The organism is Deinococcus detaillensis, from assembly GCF_007280555.1.
Lineage (GTDB): Bacteria > Deinococcota > Deinococci > Deinococcales > Deinococcaceae > Deinococcus > Deinococcus detaillensis.
The window spans coordinates 75,902-93,142 of sequence record NZ_VKDB01000007.1 but is presented as its reverse complement, the minus strand read 5'-3'; the positions used below and the strand labels follow the sequence as shown (position 1 = coordinate 93,142).

17 protein-coding genes, 1 other RNA gene and 2 pseudogenes are annotated in these 17,241 nt (G+C 57.1%); 13 read left to right on the top strand and 7 right to left on the bottom strand.

Features of this window, described 5'->3' with window-relative positions; genetic code table 11:
- Nucleotides 1-38: 38 nt before the first annotated feature.
- Nucleotides 39-788: a TSUP family transporter gene (locus tag FNU79_RS08985; RefSeq protein WP_143720514.1), complete on the top strand. Its 750-nt coding sequence runs from the start codon at nucleotides 39-41 to the stop codon at nucleotides 786-788.
- 35 nt (nucleotides 789-823) lie between these two features.
- Here the strand turns inward: FNU79_RS08985 and hemB are convergent, their stop codons facing one another.
- Entirely contained in the window at nucleotides 824-1,831 is a 1,008-nt protein-coding gene (gene hemB, locus FNU79_RS08980) for a porphobilinogen synthase (protein ID WP_143720513.1), read from the bottom strand.
- A 155-nt stretch (nucleotides 1,832-1,986) separates the two neighbouring features.
- Here hemB and FNU79_RS08975 point away from each other — a divergent pair, with 155 nt between their 5' ends.
- Nucleotides 1,987-2,841: a serine/threonine-protein kinase gene (locus FNU79_RS08975; protein WP_143720512.1), complete on the top strand. Its 855-nt coding sequence runs from the start codon at nucleotides 1,987-1,989 to the stop codon at nucleotides 2,839-2,841.
- On the top strand, nucleotides 2,838-3,749 hold the full coding sequence (holA, locus tag FNU79_RS08970) for a DNA polymerase III subunit delta (RefSeq protein ID WP_143720511.1): 912 nt from the start codon (nucleotides 2,838-2,840) through the stop codon (nucleotides 3,747-3,749). The genes FNU79_RS08975 and holA overlap by 4 nt, the downstream gene beginning before the upstream one ends.
- Nucleotides 3,750-3,773: 24 nt before the next feature.
- Here the strand turns inward: holA and FNU79_RS08965 are convergent, their stop codons facing one another.
- On the bottom strand, nucleotides 3,774-4,541 hold the full coding sequence (locus FNU79_RS08965; protein ID WP_143720510.1) for a TspO/MBR family protein: 768 nt from the start codon (nucleotides 4,539-4,541) through the stop codon (nucleotides 3,774-3,776).
- 137 nt (nucleotides 4,542-4,678) lie between these two features.
- On the opposite strand from FNU79_RS08965, the pseudogene FNU79_RS08960 reads away from it, so the two are divergent.
- Nucleotides 4,679-5,458, top strand: a pseudogene (locus FNU79_RS08960) (IS982 family transposase).
- A 36-nt stretch (nucleotides 5,459-5,494) separates the two neighbouring features.
- Here FNU79_RS08960 and FNU79_RS08955 read toward each other — a convergent pair.
- Nucleotides 5,495-6,319, bottom strand: a complete 825-nt coding sequence (locus FNU79_RS08955) for a hypothetical protein (RefSeq protein WP_143720509.1) — start codon at nucleotides 6,317-6,319, stop codon at nucleotides 5,495-5,497.
- 63 nt (nucleotides 6,320-6,382) lie between these two features.
- On the opposite strand from FNU79_RS08955, the gene FNU79_RS08950 reads away from it, so the two are divergent.
- The 6 genes and pseudogenes from FNU79_RS08950 (at nucleotide 6,383) to FNU79_RS08930 (ending at nucleotide 12,154) form a co-directional block, all read left to right on the top strand.
- A complete protein-coding gene (locus FNU79_RS08950; protein WP_143720508.1) occupies nucleotides 6,383-8,620 on the top strand; it encodes a hypothetical protein in 2,238 nt (745 codons plus the stop codon).
- Nucleotides 8,617-8,688, top strand: a pseudogene (locus FNU79_RS19785) (prepilin-type N-terminal cleavage/methylation domain-containing protein); the annotation flags it as partial. The gene FNU79_RS08950 and the pseudogene FNU79_RS19785, both read left to right, overlap by 4 nt.
- Nucleotides 8,689-8,721: 33 nt before the next feature.
- Nucleotides 8,722-9,066 (top strand): hypothetical protein, encoded by a 345-nt coding sequence (locus FNU79_RS08945; protein ID WP_225429990.1) that lies wholly within the window; start codon nucleotides 8,722-8,724, stop codon nucleotides 9,064-9,066.
- Entirely contained in the window at nucleotides 9,066-9,467 is a 402-nt protein-coding gene (locus FNU79_RS08940) for a type IV pilin protein (protein WP_143720506.1), read from the top strand. Before FNU79_RS08945 ends, FNU79_RS08940 begins: the two co-directional genes overlap by 1 nt.
- Nucleotides 9,464-10,393: a PulJ/GspJ family protein gene (locus tag FNU79_RS08935; RefSeq protein ID WP_143720505.1), complete on the top strand. Its 930-nt coding sequence runs from the start codon at nucleotides 9,464-9,466 to the stop codon at nucleotides 10,391-10,393. The genes FNU79_RS08940 and FNU79_RS08935 overlap by 4 nt, the downstream gene beginning before the upstream one ends.
- A gap of 102 nt (nucleotides 10,394-10,495) precedes the next feature.
- Nucleotides 10,496-12,154, top strand: coding sequence for a CTP synthase (locus FNU79_RS08930; protein WP_143720504.1), 1,659 nt, complete (start codon nucleotides 10,496-10,498; stop codon nucleotides 12,152-12,154).
- On the opposite strand, the gene map is transcribed toward FNU79_RS08930, so the two are convergent.
- Nucleotides 12,151-12,840, bottom strand: a complete 690-nt coding sequence (map, locus tag FNU79_RS08925) for a type I methionyl aminopeptidase (protein WP_225429985.1) — start codon at nucleotides 12,838-12,840, stop codon at nucleotides 12,151-12,153. The genes FNU79_RS08930 and map overlap by 4 nt on opposite strands.
- Nucleotides 12,841-12,990: 150 nt before the next feature.
- An RNA gene (gene rnpB, locus FNU79_RS08920) (RNase P RNA component class A) lies at nucleotides 12,991-13,404 on the bottom strand.
- Nucleotides 13,405-13,472: 68 nt separating this feature from the next.
- Here rnpB and FNU79_RS08915 point away from each other — a divergent pair.
- The gene (locus FNU79_RS08915; RefSeq protein ID WP_143720503.1) at nucleotides 13,473-13,823 is read left to right on the top strand and encodes a DUF4175 domain-containing protein; all 351 of its coding nucleotides are present in this window, start codon (nucleotides 13,473-13,475) and stop codon (nucleotides 13,821-13,823) included.
- Between the two features lie 42 nt (nucleotides 13,824-13,865).
- Here the strand turns inward: FNU79_RS08915 and FNU79_RS08910 are convergent, their stop codons facing one another.
- Entirely contained in the window at nucleotides 13,866-14,669 is an 804-nt protein-coding gene (locus tag FNU79_RS08910; protein ID WP_143720502.1) for a pseudouridine synthase, read from the bottom strand.
- Nucleotides 14,662-15,015, bottom strand: coding sequence for a hypothetical protein (locus tag FNU79_RS08905; RefSeq protein WP_143720501.1), 354 nt, complete (start codon nucleotides 15,013-15,015; stop codon nucleotides 14,662-14,664). Before FNU79_RS08905 ends, FNU79_RS08910 begins: the two co-directional genes overlap by 8 nt.
- A 213-nt stretch (nucleotides 15,016-15,228) precedes the next feature.
- Between FNU79_RS08905 and rpsB the strand changes: the two genes are divergently transcribed.
- Together rpsB and tsf are read left to right on the top strand one after the other, a co-directional pair.
- Nucleotides 15,229-16,104 (top strand): 30S ribosomal protein S2, encoded by an 876-nt coding sequence (rpsB, locus tag FNU79_RS08900; protein ID WP_143720500.1) that lies wholly within the window; start codon nucleotides 15,229-15,231, stop codon nucleotides 16,102-16,104.
- A 116-nt stretch (nucleotides 16,105-16,220) separates the two neighbouring features.
- Entirely contained in the window at nucleotides 16,221-17,018 is a 798-nt protein-coding gene (gene tsf / locus FNU79_RS08895; protein WP_143720499.1) for a translation elongation factor Ts, read from the top strand.
- Nucleotides 17,019-17,241 lie beyond the last annotated feature (223 nt).

Genomic DNA, 17,241 nt, shown 5'->3' with positions numbered 1-17,241 from the left:
GAGCTACACACCCTGCCTTGCCTTTATACTTTCCTGCGATGCCCGATCCTAGCGTTCTTCTCTACGGCCTGCCGCTGGCCTTCCTCGCCGGATTTATCGATGCGGTGGCGGGTGGCGGCGGCACCATCACGCTGCCCACGTTGATTTTTATGGGCTTGCCGCCTGCTCAGGCGGTGGCGACCAACAAGCTGCTGGCCATTTTCGGCTCCGCCAGCTCCACTTGGCAGTACGGGCGCTCTGGGCATATTGAGTGGCCGCTGGTGCTGCGGTTGGTGCCGCTGGCCCTGATCGGCAGCGCGATAGGCGCGTACTTGGTGCATTTCGTCAATCCTGACATCTTCAAGAATCTGGTGGCGGTGATTATTTTGGGCGTGGGAGCGCTGGTTTTGACCAGCAAAAAATTTGGCGTCACTGACAAGTATCCGGGCCTGACCGCTCGGGTCTTGGCTCTCATCTTGCCCGGCACCCTAGTGGTTAGCCTTTACGACGGCTTTATCGGCCCCGGCACCGGCACTTTCTTGATGTTTCTTTTCGCGCTTTCCGGCTTCAACTTGGTGCGGTCATCCGGCAACGCCCGAGCCATCAACTTGGCCACCAACGCGGGCGCGTTTATCTTCTTTTTGATAGGCGGCAAAATGATCTTCTGGATCGGCCTGCCGATGGGCGCAGCCAACGCGCTGGGCGCTTATGTGGGCGCAAAAATGGCGATGCTGCGCGGCAGCGCTTTTATCAAGGTGGTCTACGCTTTTATCGTGTTGGTGGTGGCGGCGCGGCTGTTGATTCACTGAGGGGTGATTCACCAATTCGTGATTCGTTGCTTTGTTTAATTTGCCGCGTCTTCTCTCAGCCAGCGTGCCGCGTCCAGCGCGTGATAAGTCATGATGGCGTCGGCTCCGGCGCGGCGAAAAGCAATCAGGGTTTCGAGCACCGTACGTTTCTCGTCGAGCATTCCGGCGGCGGCGGCGGCTTTGAGCATGGCGTATTCGCCGCTGACGTTATACGCCACCAGCGGCAAGTCAAAGGCGTCGCGCACCACCCGCAGCACGTCCAGGTAAGCCAGTGCGGGCTTGACCATCAAATAATCTGCGCCCTGCTTCACGTCCAAGCGGGCTTCGCGCAGCGCTTCACGGTAGCCGCCCGCTGGGTCCATTTGGTAGCTGGCCCTGTTGCCGACGCTGGGGGTGCTGCCTGCCGCCTCGCGGAAGGGGCCGTAATAACCGCTGGCATACTTGACGGCGTAAGCCATCACCGGAACGTGTTCGAAACCTGCCGCGTCTAGGGCCGTGCGAATCGCGCCCACCTGACCGTCCATCATGGCGCTCGGCGCAACGATATCGGCTCCGGCCCGCGCCTGCGACACAGCAGTTTGGGCCAGCAGCGGCAAGGCGGCGTCGTTGTCGACGGTCCAGCCGCCCTGACCGTCCGGCACCAGCGGCCCACAGTGGCCGTGTTCGGTGTATTCGCAAAGGCAAGTATCGGCTATCACGGTCATCTCCGGGAACCTGACCTTTATTTCGCGGATGGCACGCTGAATAATGCCTTGCTCAGCGTGCGCTCCTGATCCGAGCGCGTCTTTATGTGCGGGTATTCCGAACAAGACGATGCTCTGGATGCCCAGCTCCCAGGCTTCTTGGGCGCGGTTCAAGAGGCCCGCCAAATCGTGGCGTAAAACGCCCGGCATGGTTTGAATCACCTGATCGCCCTGCCCATCATGGACAAACAGCGGCAGGATAAATTGCTCGGCGCTGAGGTGAATTTCGCGTGTCAGGGCGCGGAGAGCGGCTGTGCGGCGCAGGCGACGTGGGCGCTGAAAGGGAGAAGGGGCAGACATGGTTGTTAAGGTAGCGTGCTGACACGTCGAGGGCGTGAGGCGGTTTACTTTGTTGTCAGTTAAATGAAGATGACCACTCAAACAATTAAGAGTGACAAAGCCATTGGGGGTATAAGTGACAACGCTGTGAAGCATTCGTCTTTATACTCCTACAAATGTCTGCTTTGTCTCGCCACTCGTCTGTTATTACGCCCACCATCACTGTTGCCAATCCGGTTGTGCTGGGAGTGCGCGGCGGTGTGCGGCTGGAACGTGGGTGCTGGCAGGGGCATGAGGTTTTCGTCAAGTCGCTGAGCAGCAGCGATCCGGACTTCCGGGTGCGGTTTCATCACGAGGGCCGGGTGGTGCAGCGTTTGATGCATCCGGCGATTGTGCCGCTCCTGGCGCATACCCAAGAACAATTGGTGTTCCCCTTTATTGAAGGGTGCAGCCTGCGCGAGCTGCTCGATTCTCGCCGCTTGAGCGTGGCCGAAGCAGTGTCCGTGACCCAAGGCGTCTTGACGGCCGCCCGATTTTTTCACGCGCAGGGCGTGACCCACCACGATCTCAAACCAGAAAACGTGATGCTGTTGGGCGGTGTGGCCAGCGCCGAGTGTGTGCGCGTCGCCGATTTCGGCATGGCCCACGACAAGCGCCTCAAAGACGATCTTCACGCGGGCACCCGCATGGGTACGCCGCAGTTTATGGCCCCCGAGCAGTTTCAGGGCGTGCGCGGCGATGCCCGCAGCGACCTTTATGCGGCGGGCGGCTTGCTCTTTGATTGCCTGGCCGGTGAGCCGCCGCACCCCGACGCGCTCGGCTGGCTGGTGGGCTTGTCGAGCGAGCGTTTGCCGCTGCCCGGCCCAAATGAGCTGCATCCGGTGATTGAACGGGCTTTGCAGCGCGACCCTGCTCAGCGCCCGCAAACTGCTCAGCAGATGGCGGCGCTGCTCTCAGAAGCTTGGGCTGCCATTTTCTCGCCGAGCACTCTGCACCGTGAACAGCGCCGCCTCAAGAAAACCCACGCATGATCTTGGCGTTTTCGGGCAACCGTTTTCTGATTGAGGAAGCCGCCCGCGAGTCTCTTGCTCAGCGCGGCCTGCATCTGCGCGATTTGCCGCGCCTGGGCGGTGAAGACGTGACCCCGCCGCAGCTCGCTCCGCTGCTGGCTCCCAGCTTGTTTGGTGAATCGGCGGCACTGGTGGATTTAGAAGGGGTGCGCCCTGATAAAGCGCTACTGGAAGTCTTGGCCACGCCCGGCGCATTGGTGGTGGTCCTCGACCCTTTGGGCGCGGCGACCCGCGTCAAGCATTATCAGCAGCACGGCGAACACGTTGCGGTGCCTTCACCCAGCAAAACCGGCGAGGTGGCCGGCTGGGTCACGGCGCGGGCCAAAGCCAGCAACCTCAAACTCGCCAAGGAAGCGGCGCTGTATTTGGCCGAGGTCTTCGGTACGGATCTGGCGGGCATCGCCGCCGAACTTAACAAGCTGGCTTTCCTCGCGGGGCCGCCCAGTGGTTCGTTTGGCCGTGAGCTGGTGCAGCAGGTGGTGGGCCGCGAGACGCCCGGCGATTCGTTTGTCATGTTGGGTGCGGCCACGTCTGGGCGGCCCGCTGAGGCGCTCGGCCAGCTCCGCCGACTGCTCTCCAGCGGCGAAGACCCTTTCAAGCTGATGGGCGTGGTGGTGTGGCAATACAGCTTGGTGGCCCGCAGCGCGGCTTTACTGCAAGGAGGCGGGCGAGTCTCCGAGACGGAAGCGGCCCAGCGGCTGGGCGTCAAGCCTTATCCAGCCAAGAAAGCCCTAGAAGTTGCCCGTAAGCTTACCGAGGGCCAAGTCAGGTCACACCTCAGCCGAATTTTAGAAGCTGACCTTGCCATGAAGCGCGGGCTGGACGTAGAAGCGGTGATGGAGCGGCTGTTGGTGGAGCTGAGCCTTTAGGATTGAAGTCTCTAGTTCAAGACCTTAAGCGCTCAGCCGCCTCGCGCCGCTGCCGGGTTTACCGCGCTTGGCAAAAGCGGCGGCCAACAGCACCACCACACCCAGTACCAAGCCCAGCGTGACTGTCAGCTCCTGCGGGCGGGCCAGATACACGCCGTAGTAAGCCCACAAAATCACGCCCATCACGGCGAAGTCGCGATTGGTCCGCAGCAAAAAGGCTCCTACCCCTGAAGCCACCACGACCAAAAGTGCGGACCACACCGGGCCGCTTAGACCGGCTAGCCCTGCAGTAAAGCCGAGGCTGACCAACCAAGCCGTAACGTTGGCGATGGTGGCCACCGCGATCCAGCCCAGATACAAGCTGGTGGGGATGCCTAGTGCCAGCGCTTCGCCGCCTTTCAAGTCCAGCTCCTTGAGGCGCAGGTACAACCAGATTAGTGACCCCAGCAACGCCAGCATCACCACCACGCTCAGCCCGAAGTGAAGGCTCTGGAAGGCCACCAGCCAGCCGACATTCAGCAGATTGGCCAGCAGATAAGGCCAAAACAGTGCATCGTAACGCGGGCCGCGTTGCCCCGGCAGCGCTTGGTAAACGGCGAAGGCCAGCAGTCCCAAAAAGATCACGCCCCAAATAGCGAAGGTCAGCCCCGCTGGCGTAAAAGCGTTGGGCAGCAGATCGGAAATCTCACCGTTGCTGTTGCCAAACAGGGGCAGCGCATTCGAGAGATAATTCATTAGGAGGGTGAGTAAAGTGGCTAGCACCAAAGTGATTTGTCTGGGGATGCCTATCATACCTAAGTGTAGGGTAGAGATCTCGCCAAGACTGCTGTAAAAGTTGCCGAATCAGCGGTTTTTCTGCATTTCAGCTTCATTGACTACCCAGTGTAGGGGTTGCAGCGACAGATAGAAGATCCTAAAGGGACGGTGCAATGTGCCATCCCGATCTCAGCTTACTGCCCATCTCAGCGTCGCTACAAGTTCTCCAGACTTAGCTCGCTCCGAAGATGCCGCCCAAAGTCCGGCAATCCAACGAAAAAGCCAACGACGCCGAGTTGGTCGCCATCGCCATACTTCAAAAATCCCATAAGCAACCTTATTTCTCGTGCTGGTGGTCATTCATCAAACTCAACTTCTGTCCGCACCTTCCCAGTTTGACGCAGGCAAATGTACGTCTTAAGCGGCTGTTGCCCACCATTGAAAGCCTCTGTGTCGAGGTCGAAGACCTTGACTTTTGCCTGATTGATTCATTTCCATTCCCGGTCTGTCGTTCAAAACGAGCCGCTCGCTGCAAAGTTCGGGCTGCAACCAAGGGGTACGGAACGCAAGGCAGCGTCTACGGCTTCAAATGCCATGCGTGGAGTACGCTCGACGGCAAACTGGCGCAGTACTTGATTCGCCCAGCTCATCAGCATGACTTGATCGCTGGTTATGACCTGAATGGGAATTGGGTGGCCTACGGCGCACCCAAAATCATTGGGGATAAAGCTTATCTGGATGGGGCCAATCTTACGCCACCCGAAAAGAACGCCAAAACCTGTGATCCTCGCTGGAAGGAAGAATACGCAGACGCACGCAAGCGCATTGAGACTGTTTTTTCCGTTTTAATTAGCGCTGGAATTCGCTGGGGACAGATCAAAACGCTCACATCGCTCTGCCTCAAGGTTGCTTTGACGGTCTTTGCATACAATTGGCGCTTTTTCAAGCCCTAAACGAGGTTGACTAGAGTCCACACAATTCACCTTCTCTCAACGTTTGAAGGCTCGCCTTGCTCCCACACTGATACAAGCAGCGGCCAGTGGAGCGAGCGCTAAGGTTTCGCGCCTCAGGAGAGCCAGTCCCAGCGTACCAAGGCTGAGCAGGCGGGCCGCCCGTACCCGCTGCGATGAAACAAGTGTGGGAACTTCGTCACAGCGGCTGCTGATCCGTTCGGGGGCGGTGAGTTGTGCGCCGAGCCCGAGTGCCGCGAGGCTCAGGAGATCGCTCAGAACGCTGCTGCCCGCGCCCGTCGCTGAGGTGGGCAGCGCTCCAGCCGCCGCCACCGCCACACCCGACAGAGGTGGGGCGCTGAAGTCGTCCTCAAATTCGCTTGACCAAGTTAGTGCTGCGCTCGGCATCAAGCTGACGACATGGCCGCTGCTCAGGGCGCTGAGCGCCGCTTGAACACCCAGCGCGGCGGCGTCTTGCGGACTGGTTTTGACGCCTACGGTGGCGGCCAGTGTCCGCGTGCTGCTGAGGGCGGTGAAGGCGGGCAACGCGTGGCGCAGACTGCTCAGCGGCTCAGCTTGGTGGGCTTCGGTACTGCTGGGCCGCGCCAGCAAAGCCAAGAAAGCCAGCGGCATGGCGGCCAGCGCCGTATCTGAAACGTCGGGGTCGAGTTCGCGGGCAATGGCCCAACTGCTGAACGTTCCTAATCCAATGCGGAGGCTGCCCGGCCAAGAGTGTCCCAGCACTTTGGCGGTCAGGATGCCGAGGCCAAGGCCTGCTGCGGCCCAGCGGTTGGAGGGGTAGGCGAAGTCGAGGGGACGGGGGAGGGCAGAGGCTAAAGGCTGATGAGATGAGGCTTGAGACATAACCTAACCTACTCCCCTAAATGGGTGTTTTTTCGTAAGACCTCTTGCGGCATAGTTAAGCCTATGAAGAGTAAGACGCGGGAAGAGGGCGCAGCACTAATCGTTGTTGTCCTGTTGGCTGTACTAATGTTGGCGGCACTACTTGTCGTTTCGGCAAATCTTTCACTCTCGGCACGCCGCACAACAGGTGAACAAAAAGCAATACTGCCTGCTCAATACTCCGCTGAATCGGGTATAGCGTATGCAAAAAGCCTGCTTGATGCATCCCAGCGTATTATGATCACTTCCACATTGCCTGTTGGGACGACATATGGCACGCTTAAAAGCTGGATTGCCAGTCTATGCCAAAACGGCGCAAGTGTTCCGGTCACTGGGTTCGTCAAAGCAAATGCGAGCGATACAATTATTCCTGGCACCAGTGTATCCGTTCCTCAAAGTGCTAAGGTTTGCGATGTTCCCCAATTTTCTATTAGTCAGGCCAACTTTTTTGCACAACTCATATCAAATACTGGTGCAGCGGCGCTGGCCTACACTCAGGCTGGCATCCCGGCGGCAAGCACTGCTGACCGTCAGGCGTTTTTCGACAAGGTCTTTTCCGCGAATCGTGCGACTCTTGTGAATGGCGCACAGGTGCAGGCCGGTTTGAGGCCTGTAACCTTATTGCAGACCGATGAATACGCTTATGCATTGTATTTTCGGGTGGCTGGAGTTGATAGTCTTGGCAAGTCATCCGATTCCAATCGTAGGATTACTGTCAGGGGCAATGAGACTGTTCATGCCTTCACTTTCAAATTCGTGGTACCTGGAGTTCCCCCGACAAATCCGAACTTCACGAGTTTTGGCCAATTCGTCAATCAATGGGGAAGTCACGATGGTTACTATGGATATGGCAATGACTTTAGTGGTCCGTTTCACACCAACTCGATACCCTCTTTCCGTGGAGTATACGGTACCGCAGGAGTGAAGAACGGGTCGAGCATCTCCATCGATGGAGCTTTAACATCTTCTGGCTACTCGACTATTACAACGAATATAGACGCTCAAGGAAATAGAATAGATACGCCGAGCGGTAATCGTGTGAATGGACTTGTAAATGATGTCATTAATGGTAATGACTCTTATATCATGGCCAATGAGATGGGCTCTGGTGGGAGCCAGGGTGCTTACAATCTCTTTGGGGCTACAAAGATCTCAAACAAAGTCGATAAATCTATATATATACAGATAGCATCCGGAAATGGGAACCCAAATCCAAAATTTGATGCTGATTTTATCAATATGCCAATCAATAGCCGAAACCAGAGAGACTTGGCGAGTACAGCTGGTGTTCTGGTCAGTGATCCGCAAAAAATCACCTTGAGCGCGAGTGGTGGGGTACCAGCATCTTATCAAAGCATTGAGATTGTTCCAACTGTTGGAAGCCTCACCTCTCCTATTCGGCTTAGATATGGCCAAGACAAAAAGATGTTCATTGAGACCTATCCTAACTCTAATGTTTTCGTCAATGCAATTAAGAGTTCTGCAACATCTACTGGCTGGATAGCTGCTGGAACCGGAGTTCAGCCAGACGTCTTTAACGGAATGATATACGCTGACGGTGACATTGGGAGCTTGAGTGGGCCAACTCGTTTATCTGCGGCAGCCACTACTGCAAATGGAGGAGCAGCCATCGCGAAATTTGCTGGTATTACTGTCGTTTCACAGGGAAGTACTACGCTGACGGGCGACGTCAAATACGAGACTCGCTGTCCATCAATTAGAGCCTGCACATCTAAGACCAATGGCCAATATGATATCAAGAATATTTTTGGCTTGTATTCAAGCACTGGCGATGTACGACTCGCTTACAATCCGACAACGCTTAATCAAAACACAGCACCTGGAGCTTCCGCAAATGCCCCCAAAAATCTGGAGATTGATGGATTCGTGATGGCGGGTAGAGGGCATATTATTCCTTACAATGCCTCAGCATCGAATCCCTATGACTTTGGCAGTTCGGGAAATGGAAGAGATAAAGGCACGCTTACGGTTCGCGGTGGTGCGATTAAAGATGAAGATGCAATTGTCAAAAGCGGTTCAAGAGGCTGGAGTGAAAACTATTACTTTGATGCCCGTGGTACAGACTATAGCCCACCGGGTTTTCCAACGACCTCCGTTGGTGTGCCCGGCGTGGATCCAACGAATAGCACGTTAGTTGCTGATTGGCAGCCAGCTCTCGGCAAGACCAATCCTGATGGAACGCAGAGCACAGATGTCGATTTCACACTTATGAATGAGTTTAGACAGGAGAAAGCTCAATGAGGTGGCGTTCACAGGGATTCACTCTCATAGAATTACTCGTCATTATCTTTGTAATTGGCATTCTCTTTGCTGTGATCATAACGAATGTGAGAGGAGAGATAGTGTCTAATCAGATTCGTTCTGCGACCTCTCAAATTGCTCTAGATTTAGAGAGAGTCAGAGGCGCATCAATCAAAACGAGCAAGGATTCAAGCTTCACCCTAGCAAACAACGGAGGAGGATATGATCTTAGAGTTTCAGGAGTGCAGTCGACTGATCCGGTCACAAGCATTGCGATTCCCGATAATGTAATTCTGCAAATAGGTGGATCGACTGTGGGAAGCCTTACGTATGGTGCTCCATATGGTGATCTTTCAGCTACTAACCGTACGCTAACCGTGAGTAAATCAGGCGGAAAAACACAGATCTTTTACGTGGTTGGTGTAACAGGTAAGGTGATTCGTTAATGATATATAAGAAAAAGAGTCATCAGGTGGGATTTACGCTAATTGAAACCCTAATCACATTAGCGCTCATAGGAGTAGTTGTCACCGCAATTGCCGTACCATTGATTGGATTCAACAAGGTTAACATCGATTCGCAACGAACGCTGTCTGCTACCGCAGAGGCGCAACGTCAAATCGAAGCTGTAAGGACTTTGGTGACCGCAGATTATGACTACAATCCACCTCTGACTGCTGCTCAGCTCGGTGGAGTTACCTGCACTAATCTCAATGTTCTTGATATGCCGATGAGTCCTAGCGGTTGTGCCCAGCTTTCCAATCCTCCTATGCGGCGTCTGTCTATTACTAGGAATGTGTCAGGTATTAACTCCCCTGTGACTCTCACGCTGGATGTACGTCCATGAAGCTGTTGAGGGATCAGCATGGCTTCACTCTGATTGAGCTTCTGATAAGTATCTTTATCGCTGGAGCACTTTTGGTGGCAATCGGCGCAATTATCAACTCCTCTGCACGCGACTCTAACCGTATCAATCTCAATGCAGATATTATTAAGGAAGGTCAGATAGCGCAACAGATCATCACTGGGAGATTGGGGGAAGCGCTGTATGTGTGGTGGCCTACGGGCTCAGCGACGAGCAATATACTCCTTACCACTACTGGTACAACCGCTAAAAACACAGTCAATGGCAATAATAAGTATCAATGGACCGTAGCCTCTGCAACGGCGCCTGTCCCAAATGTTTTCCTTGCAATGGTTTTGCCTCCGCGTGATCCCATTTATACGCCAGGAACAGATACGATCACTAACTGCAGTAGTAATGATTCCAACTCAAGTAGCTCTTATGGCTGTTACCGGTTTTTTGCTTATTATCCAGTCTTACGCTCGGTGCTAGTGAACGATTCTACATTAGCTGTCAGCTCAAAGCCCAAGGATGACCCCCAGAATAATGATCAGTGGGTTCTCATGGAGTATCGTGCCAATCTTTATGATGGATCAACCGCTTGGTTTCCTAGCTATACTTCTGGAAATGGTATAAATCGTATCCTTACTGTACCGTCTGATCCGTATTTTACAGGCAGATCTGGAGCGATTCTTGTGGATTACATTAAACCTGGTAGTCTGAAGTTTTCTATTACGCGGCCTACTGGGGCGATAGCGGCTGGCACTGTTGCTCGACCTGACGGCACCGTAAATTTTTCATTTGAGATGCAGCGCATTAGTGGTTCAGATTCTCCCTCTATTCGTGCGACTGCTGCTAATAACGAAGTTCTGGGTGCGACTGTTTCGCCGCGCAACTGGGCCTGCCCACGCGTGACGTCCTGCCCCTGAACCACCCCCTGTGCTACTCTGAATTTCCGGAAGCCACTGCGCTCCGGATTTCTTTTTTTGGTCTCACAACTAGGCCGGGCGCAGGAAGCAAAGGGAGAAGCAATGCACACCAAATACATCTTCGTGACCGGCGGCGTGGTGTCGAGCCTTGGCAAGGGCGTGGCCACCGCCTCGCTCGGCGCACTGATGCGGGCACGCGGCTACAAAGTCACGGCCATCAAAATTGATCCGTACATTAATATCGATGCGGGCACCATGCGGCCTTACGAGCACGGCGAAGTCTTTGTGACGGCTTCGGGCGCGGAAACCGATCTCGACTTGGGCAACTACGAGCGCTTCCTCGACCTCGACGTTCCGGCGGGCAGCAACATCACCACCGGACAGGTGTACCTTGAAGTGATTCGCAAGGAGCGGGCGGGCGATTACCTGTCGCAGACGGTGCAGGTCATTCCGCACGTTACTGACGAAATCAAGCGCCGCATCACCGAGGCGGGTGAGCGGGCCGGAGCCGATATCGTGTTGATCGAAGTCGGCGGCACGGTGGGCGACATCGAATCCCTGCCGTTTCTGGAAGCCATTCGCCAGTTCCGTTTCGATGTTGGCGACGAACACACCCTGTATTTGCACCTGACTTTGGTCCCGTACCTGGGCACCTCCAACGAATTCAAAACCAAGCCGACCCAGCATTCTGTTGCCACGCTGCGCTCAGTGGGGATCAGCCCCGACATAGTGATGGTCAGAAGCAAAGAGAAGTTGCCGGAAGACATCACCAAGAAAATCGCGCTGTTCACCAGTGTCAGGGCCAACCGTGTGTTCTCGTCTTTCGATGTTCCGCACGTCTACGAGATCCCGCTGGCTTTGGAAGAACAGGGACTGGGCAAAGCGGTGGAGAGCTTGCTGCAGTTGGAACACATCCACCCCAATCTGGGCGTTTGGCAAAACGCGGTGCGGGTCATCAAAGCGCCGCAGCGGGAAGTCAGCATCGCGCTGGCTGGCAAGTACACCGCTATGCCCGACGCTTACCTGTCGATGATGGAAGCCTTGCTGCACGCTGGAATCGCCAATGACGCCCGCGTCAACATCAAATGGGTCAATACCGAAGCGCTCGAAGAGGGCGGTCAGATCGAGGAGCAACTCGGCGACGTGGACGGCATTTTGGTGCCGGGCGGCTTCGGCGTGCGCGGTATCGAGGGCAAAATCAAAGCAGCCGAGTACGCCCGCACCAACGGTGTGCCGTATCTGGGGATCTGTTTGGGGATGCAGGTGGCGGTGCTGGAGTACGCCCGCAATGTGGTGGGCCTCGCGGAAGCCAACTCCACCGAGTTTGATCCGTATGCTCCTTACAAGGTGATCGACTTGATGCCCGAACAACTCGAAACCGCCGATCTGGGCGGCACCATGCGCCTCGGTGACTGGCCGATGGACCTGGCGGCGGGCAGCAAGCTGGCGCGGCTCTACGGCGTGCCGCAGGGTGGCGAAGTGCAGGAAAGGCACCGCCACCGCTATGAGGTCAATCCGGTGTACGTGCAGCAACTCAAAGACGCGGGCCTGCTGATCAGCGGCGTGACCCCCGGCATGGCCGGACGCGGCGCGGGCTTGGTGGAGAGCATCGAACTCCCCGACCATCCCTTCTTTGTGGGCCTGCAAGCCCATCCCGAATTCAAATCGCGCCCGATGCGCCCCAGCCCGCCGTTCGCCGGATTTATCGCGGCGGCGCTGGAGCGAAAAGGAGTATTACCGAAGCTGTCAGTGCAACCTTAAGCGGTCAGGATCAGCGGCGCGTCCCCAGTAATCATGATGGTGTGTTCAAAATGGGCGGCCAGCCCGCCGTCACGGGTGCAAATTGTCCAGCCGTCGCGCTTGGTTTTGGTTCGCCAAGCTTGGCCGCTGGACAGCATCGGTTCAACGGCCAGCACCAAGCTTTCATGCAGGGGCATGTTGAGGGTCGGGTGGAAAAAGTTCGGTACATTGGGCTTCTCGTGAATGGCCCTCCCTACGCCGTGGCCTTGCAGTTCGCGCAGCAAGGTAAAACGATGCCGAGCGGCTTCTTGCTGAATGGCGTGTCCGATGCGGTTGAGCGGTTGGCCGAGCCGGGCGACTTTGATGGCCTCGGCCAGAGTTGCTTCGGTGCAGGCCAGTAAACGCATGACCACAGGGGAAGCGGGCGGGATAGCTAGGCTGATGGCCGCGTCGGCGACATAGCCCTGCACGTTGGGCGTCACGTCAATGCTGACCAGATCGCCTGCCGCCAACGGCTTTTTGGTGGGCAGGCCGTGAACGATGTCGTCATTAACGCTGATAAAGACATGGACGGGTGCGCCGTATTTGAGGCGTGGTGCAGATTGAGCCCCGTGAGCTTCAAAAACTTCCCCCGCCAAAGCGTCCAGTTCGAAGGGGGTGATGCCGGGTTCTACAGCGTCTTTGAGGGCAGCAAGCGTTTTGGCCACGACCTGCCCGACCCGTTCATCCCGCGTAAATCGCGTTTGTTGGTGACGGTCATAAGCCAGTTTAGCCGTTAGGGGGCTGACCTTTTCCCACAAGTCACTTTCCGTAGCCCAAAAAGCGCCGCCCAATATTCTTCTGGGCAGCGCTTTTTTTGGCACGGGAAGGGAGTAAGCCGGGTTCTGTTCTTCCTTGCGGAAGCCACGATCATCTCTCTGCGAAGGCGCGTCGCCGCGCTCCTGAAGCGACCATCCTGAGCATCAACGGGCGGGCCGCCCTCCGCTGCTGTCGGGTCTTGCACCGGATGGGGTTTACCAGTCACCTCTTATCTCTAAGCGGTCTGGTGCGCTCTTACCGCACCGTTTCACCCTGACTTGCTGCGCCGTGAGAGCGGCCTTGGTGAGCAAGCGGTCTGGTTTCTGTGGCACTGTCCGTCGGCTTCGCGCCTTCCCGTGCGCCTGCTCACGCACAGCGGTTCGCTCGCCGCCCAGCCGTTAGCTGGCATCCTGCCCTGCGGTGCCCGGACTTTCCTCACCTTTTTGCAAAGGCGCGACCGTGTTCCTTCCCGCGCCCGTGAGTATACACGGCCCCGTATCCAGTGCCCTATGCCCCGTGCCGAGCCGTTAAGCTGCGCTTTATGAATGTGCTGTCGTTTCTGGTGATTTTGACGATTGTTTTGCAGGTCAGCGTGCTGGTGTGGGTCAACCGCTCCAGTTTGACGGGCGAACAGATGACGCGCTCGCTGATTCTCATCTGGGTGGCCCTCGCCCTGACCGTGGCCCTCAGCGCCTTTTATATCGTCGCTTTTTTGCACTTGCCGCGCCTCAGTCCGGGCCTGATTTTGTTTGTGCTGAGCTTGCTGGGCGCGGGCTTTCAGCTCTCAGCAGTGGCCAACCGAACGTACAGCGCCCGCCCCATTCGTTTGGGCGCTGGAATCGGGGTGGGCTGCTTCCTGATTTTCTACCTGCTCAATACCTTTTCGGCTTGAGGGGAGCAGTAAAGGGTCAGCACCTCCATCAAGGCTTGTTTGCTATCCCCAGCGCTCCCGTGTCAAGCCCTCTTTGCGGTCCCAGACATTTTCGGGCGTCTTATCGGGGTTTTCCAGATCAAACAGGTCGCGGCTGTCTAACTCGCGCCACTCGCCCGGCACCAAATCTTCCAGCCACAGCCCGCCGAGGCGCACCCGCACCAAGCGCGTGACCGGGTGGCCCACCGCTTCCAGCATCCGCCGGACTTGGCGGTTTTTGCCTTCACGCAGGGTCACGTAGACGCCTTTTCCGGCGCGGTCAACCCGTGAGGGTGAGGTGAAGCCGTCCTCCAACTCGATGCCGTCTTCCAAGGCGTCCAGCGTATCGTTCTCAGGAATGCCGCCGTCGATCCAAGCCCGGTACACCTTGTCGTGGCCGTAACGGGGGTGGGTCAGGCGCAGGGTCAGCTCGCCGTCGGTGGTCAGCAGCAGCAGCCCTTCCGAGTCGCGGTCGAGCCTTCCCACCGGGTGTAAGCCGGGAATCTCGGGCATGTTGTCCATCACGGCGGGGCGGCCCTTTTCGTCGTGGGTGGTGACGATAATGCCCCGGCGCTTGTACATGGCAAAGGTGCGCTGCTCGGTGGGAGCGGCGTCCAGCGCCAGCTCGTCCACCTCGACCAGATCGTCTTCACTGACCGATTGGCCGAGCGTGGCCACTGCGCCGTTGACCGTGACCCGGCCCGCTTTGATCAGTTCCTCGGCGGCGCGGCGTGAAGCGACTCCGGCGCGGGCAAGGCGCTTTTGCAGGCGCTCAGTGGATTTATTTTCAGGGAGCTTAGTTTCAGTGGAACCGAGTTCTTCAGGCACGCCGACCACCTCCGATTAAAGCTAAGATTCCGGCCACGCCCAGCACGGCTGAGACGCTCAGCACCAGGCCGCCGACTGTGCCGACCGACCCCTTCAGCGCCGCCGGAACCAGTGTGCCGACGGCCAGCAAGTTGGCAGCCGCCACACCGTAGCGGGTCACGCTGTCCGGGTGAAAAGCGGCGGCAATCAGCAGGCCGCCCCAAGCGGTCAGCAGCGCCCCGCTGAGACGGGCCAGCCAGAGGGGACTCAGGCTGAGCAGTTGGCTGAGGCTGCTCGGGAAAAAGTACAGCAGCACCCCCAGCGGCAGATAAATCACGGCAGAAAGCCAATACGCGGCACGTAACACGCTCAGCAGTCTACCCCGACTCCCCCACAAGGAGGCGAGGGCTACGCTAGCCGAGTGGGCGCGGGCGTGCTAAACTCTTCGGTTGGGTGCCCCCGCGTTCCCATCCGCCGCGCTCGAGCGTCGCAGCGGAGACTGAGGCGAGTTTTATTTTCATAAACACACTGCCCCGGCACGCAGAAGGCAAACTTTATTTTGAAACGCTCAGGAGAATACATGTCTTATATCGGTATGAAGCAGTTACTTGAAGCGGGCGTCCACTTCGGCCACGAAACCAAGCGTTGGAACCCCAAGTTCAAGCGGTTTATCTTCGCTGAGCGCAACGGTATTTTCATCATCGACTTGCAAAAAACCCTCAAGCAGATCGACCGCAGCTTTGATTTCATCAAAGACCTCTCGGAGCGCGGCGGCACCATCTTGTTTGTCGGCACCAAAAAGCAGGCTCAGGAAATCGTGGAACTCGAAGCCCGCCGCAGCGGCATGCCTTACGTGACCAGCCGCTGGCTCGGCGGCATGATGACCAACTTCCGCACCATCCGCACCCGCATCGACCGCCTCGCCGAACTCGATGAGCTGTTCGAGTCGGGCCGCATTAACGACCGCCCCAAGGCTGAGCGCATCCAGCTCGGCTCCGAGCGCGACCGTTTGCTGCGCTATGTGGGCGGCATCCGCAAGATGACCCGTTTGCCCGACGCTCTGTTTGTCGTTGATCCCACCAAGGAAGTCATCGCCGTGCAGGAAGCCAACAAACTGGGTATTCCGGTCATCGCTTTGGCCGACACCGACTCCGACCCCGACGTGATCGACTACATCGTGCCGGGCAACGACGACGCCATCCGCAGCATCCAACTGATCACCCACCGCATCGGCGACCTCATCGTCGAAGCGCGTGGCGGCGGCGAGGATGTCAGCAGCGAGCGCGTCAGCGAAGACAACGCCGACATCGAAGCGGCCCAGGAACCGATCAGCGACGACGTGGCGATGTTCACCACCCAGGGCGGCATCGGCGGCGCAATGAGCCAGAACGATACCCAGGGCCAGCAGATCGCTTCCGGCGCAGCCGCAGCGATGGACAACGAAATCAAGGGCTAATCGCTGAAGCAAAGAAACGGTGCGGCGGCCCTGAGCGAAATGCTTCAGCGCCCCGCATTTTTCAAGCACCACCCGAACACCCCCTGAATAAATTTCTTTAAACGGAGGCATCAACGATGTTGGAATCAATCAAAAAGCTGCGTGAACTGACCGGCGCGGGCATGATGGACGTTAAAAAGGCGCTCTCTGACGCGGGCAACGACGAAGACAAAGCGGTGGCTCTGCTGCGTGAGCGCGGCATCGTCAAGGCGGCCAAGAAAGCCGACCGCGAAGCCAAAGAAGGCTTGGTGCGCTTCGTGGTCAGCGGCAACAACGCCGCGATGGTGGAAGTCAACAGCGAGACCGATTTCGTGGCCCGCAACGCTGACTTTCAGGCGTTGGTTGAGAGCCTGGCCCAAGCCGCCCTCAAAGCCAAGACCAATGATCTGGCCGAGTTCAAGCAGTTTAAACTCGACAGCGGCGACAGCGTAGAAACCGCTGTGGCGGCGGCGGCGGGTACCATCGGTGAGAATCTGGTGCTCAACCGCGTGGCCTACGTGGAAGGCCAGAACGTGGCCGGATATGTTCACAGCAACGGCAAGATCGGCGTGCTGGTGGACTTGGCCGGCGGGCAGGAGCAGCAGGCCAAAGACGTGGCCCTGCACGTCGCCGCCGAGCGCCCCCAGTACCTCAGCCGCGACGAAGTCAACGCCGAGGACATCGAAAAAGAGCGCGAAATCCTGACCAACAAAGCCATCAACGAAGGCAAGAACCCTGACCTCGCCGCCAAGATCGTGGGCGGTCAAATCGGCAAGTTTTACGAAGAGCGGGTGCTGCCCGAGCAGAAATTCGTCAAGGACAACAGCGTAACCGTCGGCAAGTACCTCGGCGACACCGCCATTCAGCGTTTCGTGCGTTTCGAGATCGGCGCATAAGAGAATGGGGCGTGTGGCTTGTAGCTTGTGGCGTATGGAAGCAGCGATCTATCTGCTGGAGTTTTGATTTACTCTTCCGTTTCCAAAAGTCATTCTCGAGATCAAAGCCACATGCCCGTCTCGCCCAGTAGCCCGTCTGCGGTTGCTGGGCCTTTTTTTGATTCGTTTTTGAGACATTTCCGCTTAAATCCAAGAAATAAGATTTTTTCGCTCACTCTTATCC

Coding starts and splice junctions, on each gene's coding strand:
- FNU79_RS08940 (WP_143720506.1), top strand. CDS start 9,066: ATGATATATAAGAAAAAGAGTCATCAGGTGGGATTTACGCTAATTGAA.
- rpsB (WP_143720500.1), top strand. CDS start 15,229: ATGTCTTATATCGGTATGAAGCAGTTACTTGAAGCGGGCGTCCACTTC.
- FNU79_RS08935 (WP_143720505.1), top strand. CDS start 9,464: ATGAAGCTGTTGAGGGATCAGCATGGCTTCACTCTGATTGAGCTTCTG.
- FNU79_RS08965 (WP_143720510.1), bottom strand. CDS start 4,541: ATGATAGGCATCCCCAGACAAATCACTTTGGTGCTAGCCACTTTACTC.
- holA (WP_143720511.1), top strand. CDS start 2,838: ATGATCTTGGCGTTTTCGGGCAACCGTTTTCTGATTGAGGAAGCCGCC.
- FNU79_RS08955 (WP_143720509.1), bottom strand. CDS start 6,319: ATGTCTCAAGCCTCATCTCATCAGCCTTTAGCCTCTGCCCTCCCCCGT.
- FNU79_RS08950 (WP_143720508.1), top strand. CDS start 6,383: ATGAAGAGTAAGACGCGGGAAGAGGGCGCAGCACTAATCGTTGTTGTC.
- hemB (WP_143720513.1), bottom strand. CDS start 1,831: ATGTCTGCCCCTTCTCCCTTTCAGCGCCCACGTCGCCTGCGCCGCACA.
- FNU79_RS08985 (WP_143720514.1), top strand. CDS start 39: ATGCCCGATCCTAGCGTTCTTCTCTACGGCCTGCCGCTGGCCTTCCTC.
- FNU79_RS08915 (WP_143720503.1), top strand. CDS start 13,473: ATGAATGTGCTGTCGTTTCTGGTGATTTTGACGATTGTTTTGCAGGTC.
- FNU79_RS08930 (WP_143720504.1), top strand. CDS start 10,496: ATGCACACCAAATACATCTTCGTGACCGGCGGCGTGGTGTCGAGCCTT.
- tsf (WP_143720499.1), top strand. CDS start 16,221: ATGTTGGAATCAATCAAAAAGCTGCGTGAACTGACCGGCGCGGGCATG.
- FNU79_RS08975 (WP_143720512.1), top strand. CDS start 1,987: ATGTCTGCTTTGTCTCGCCACTCGTCTGTTATTACGCCCACCATCACT.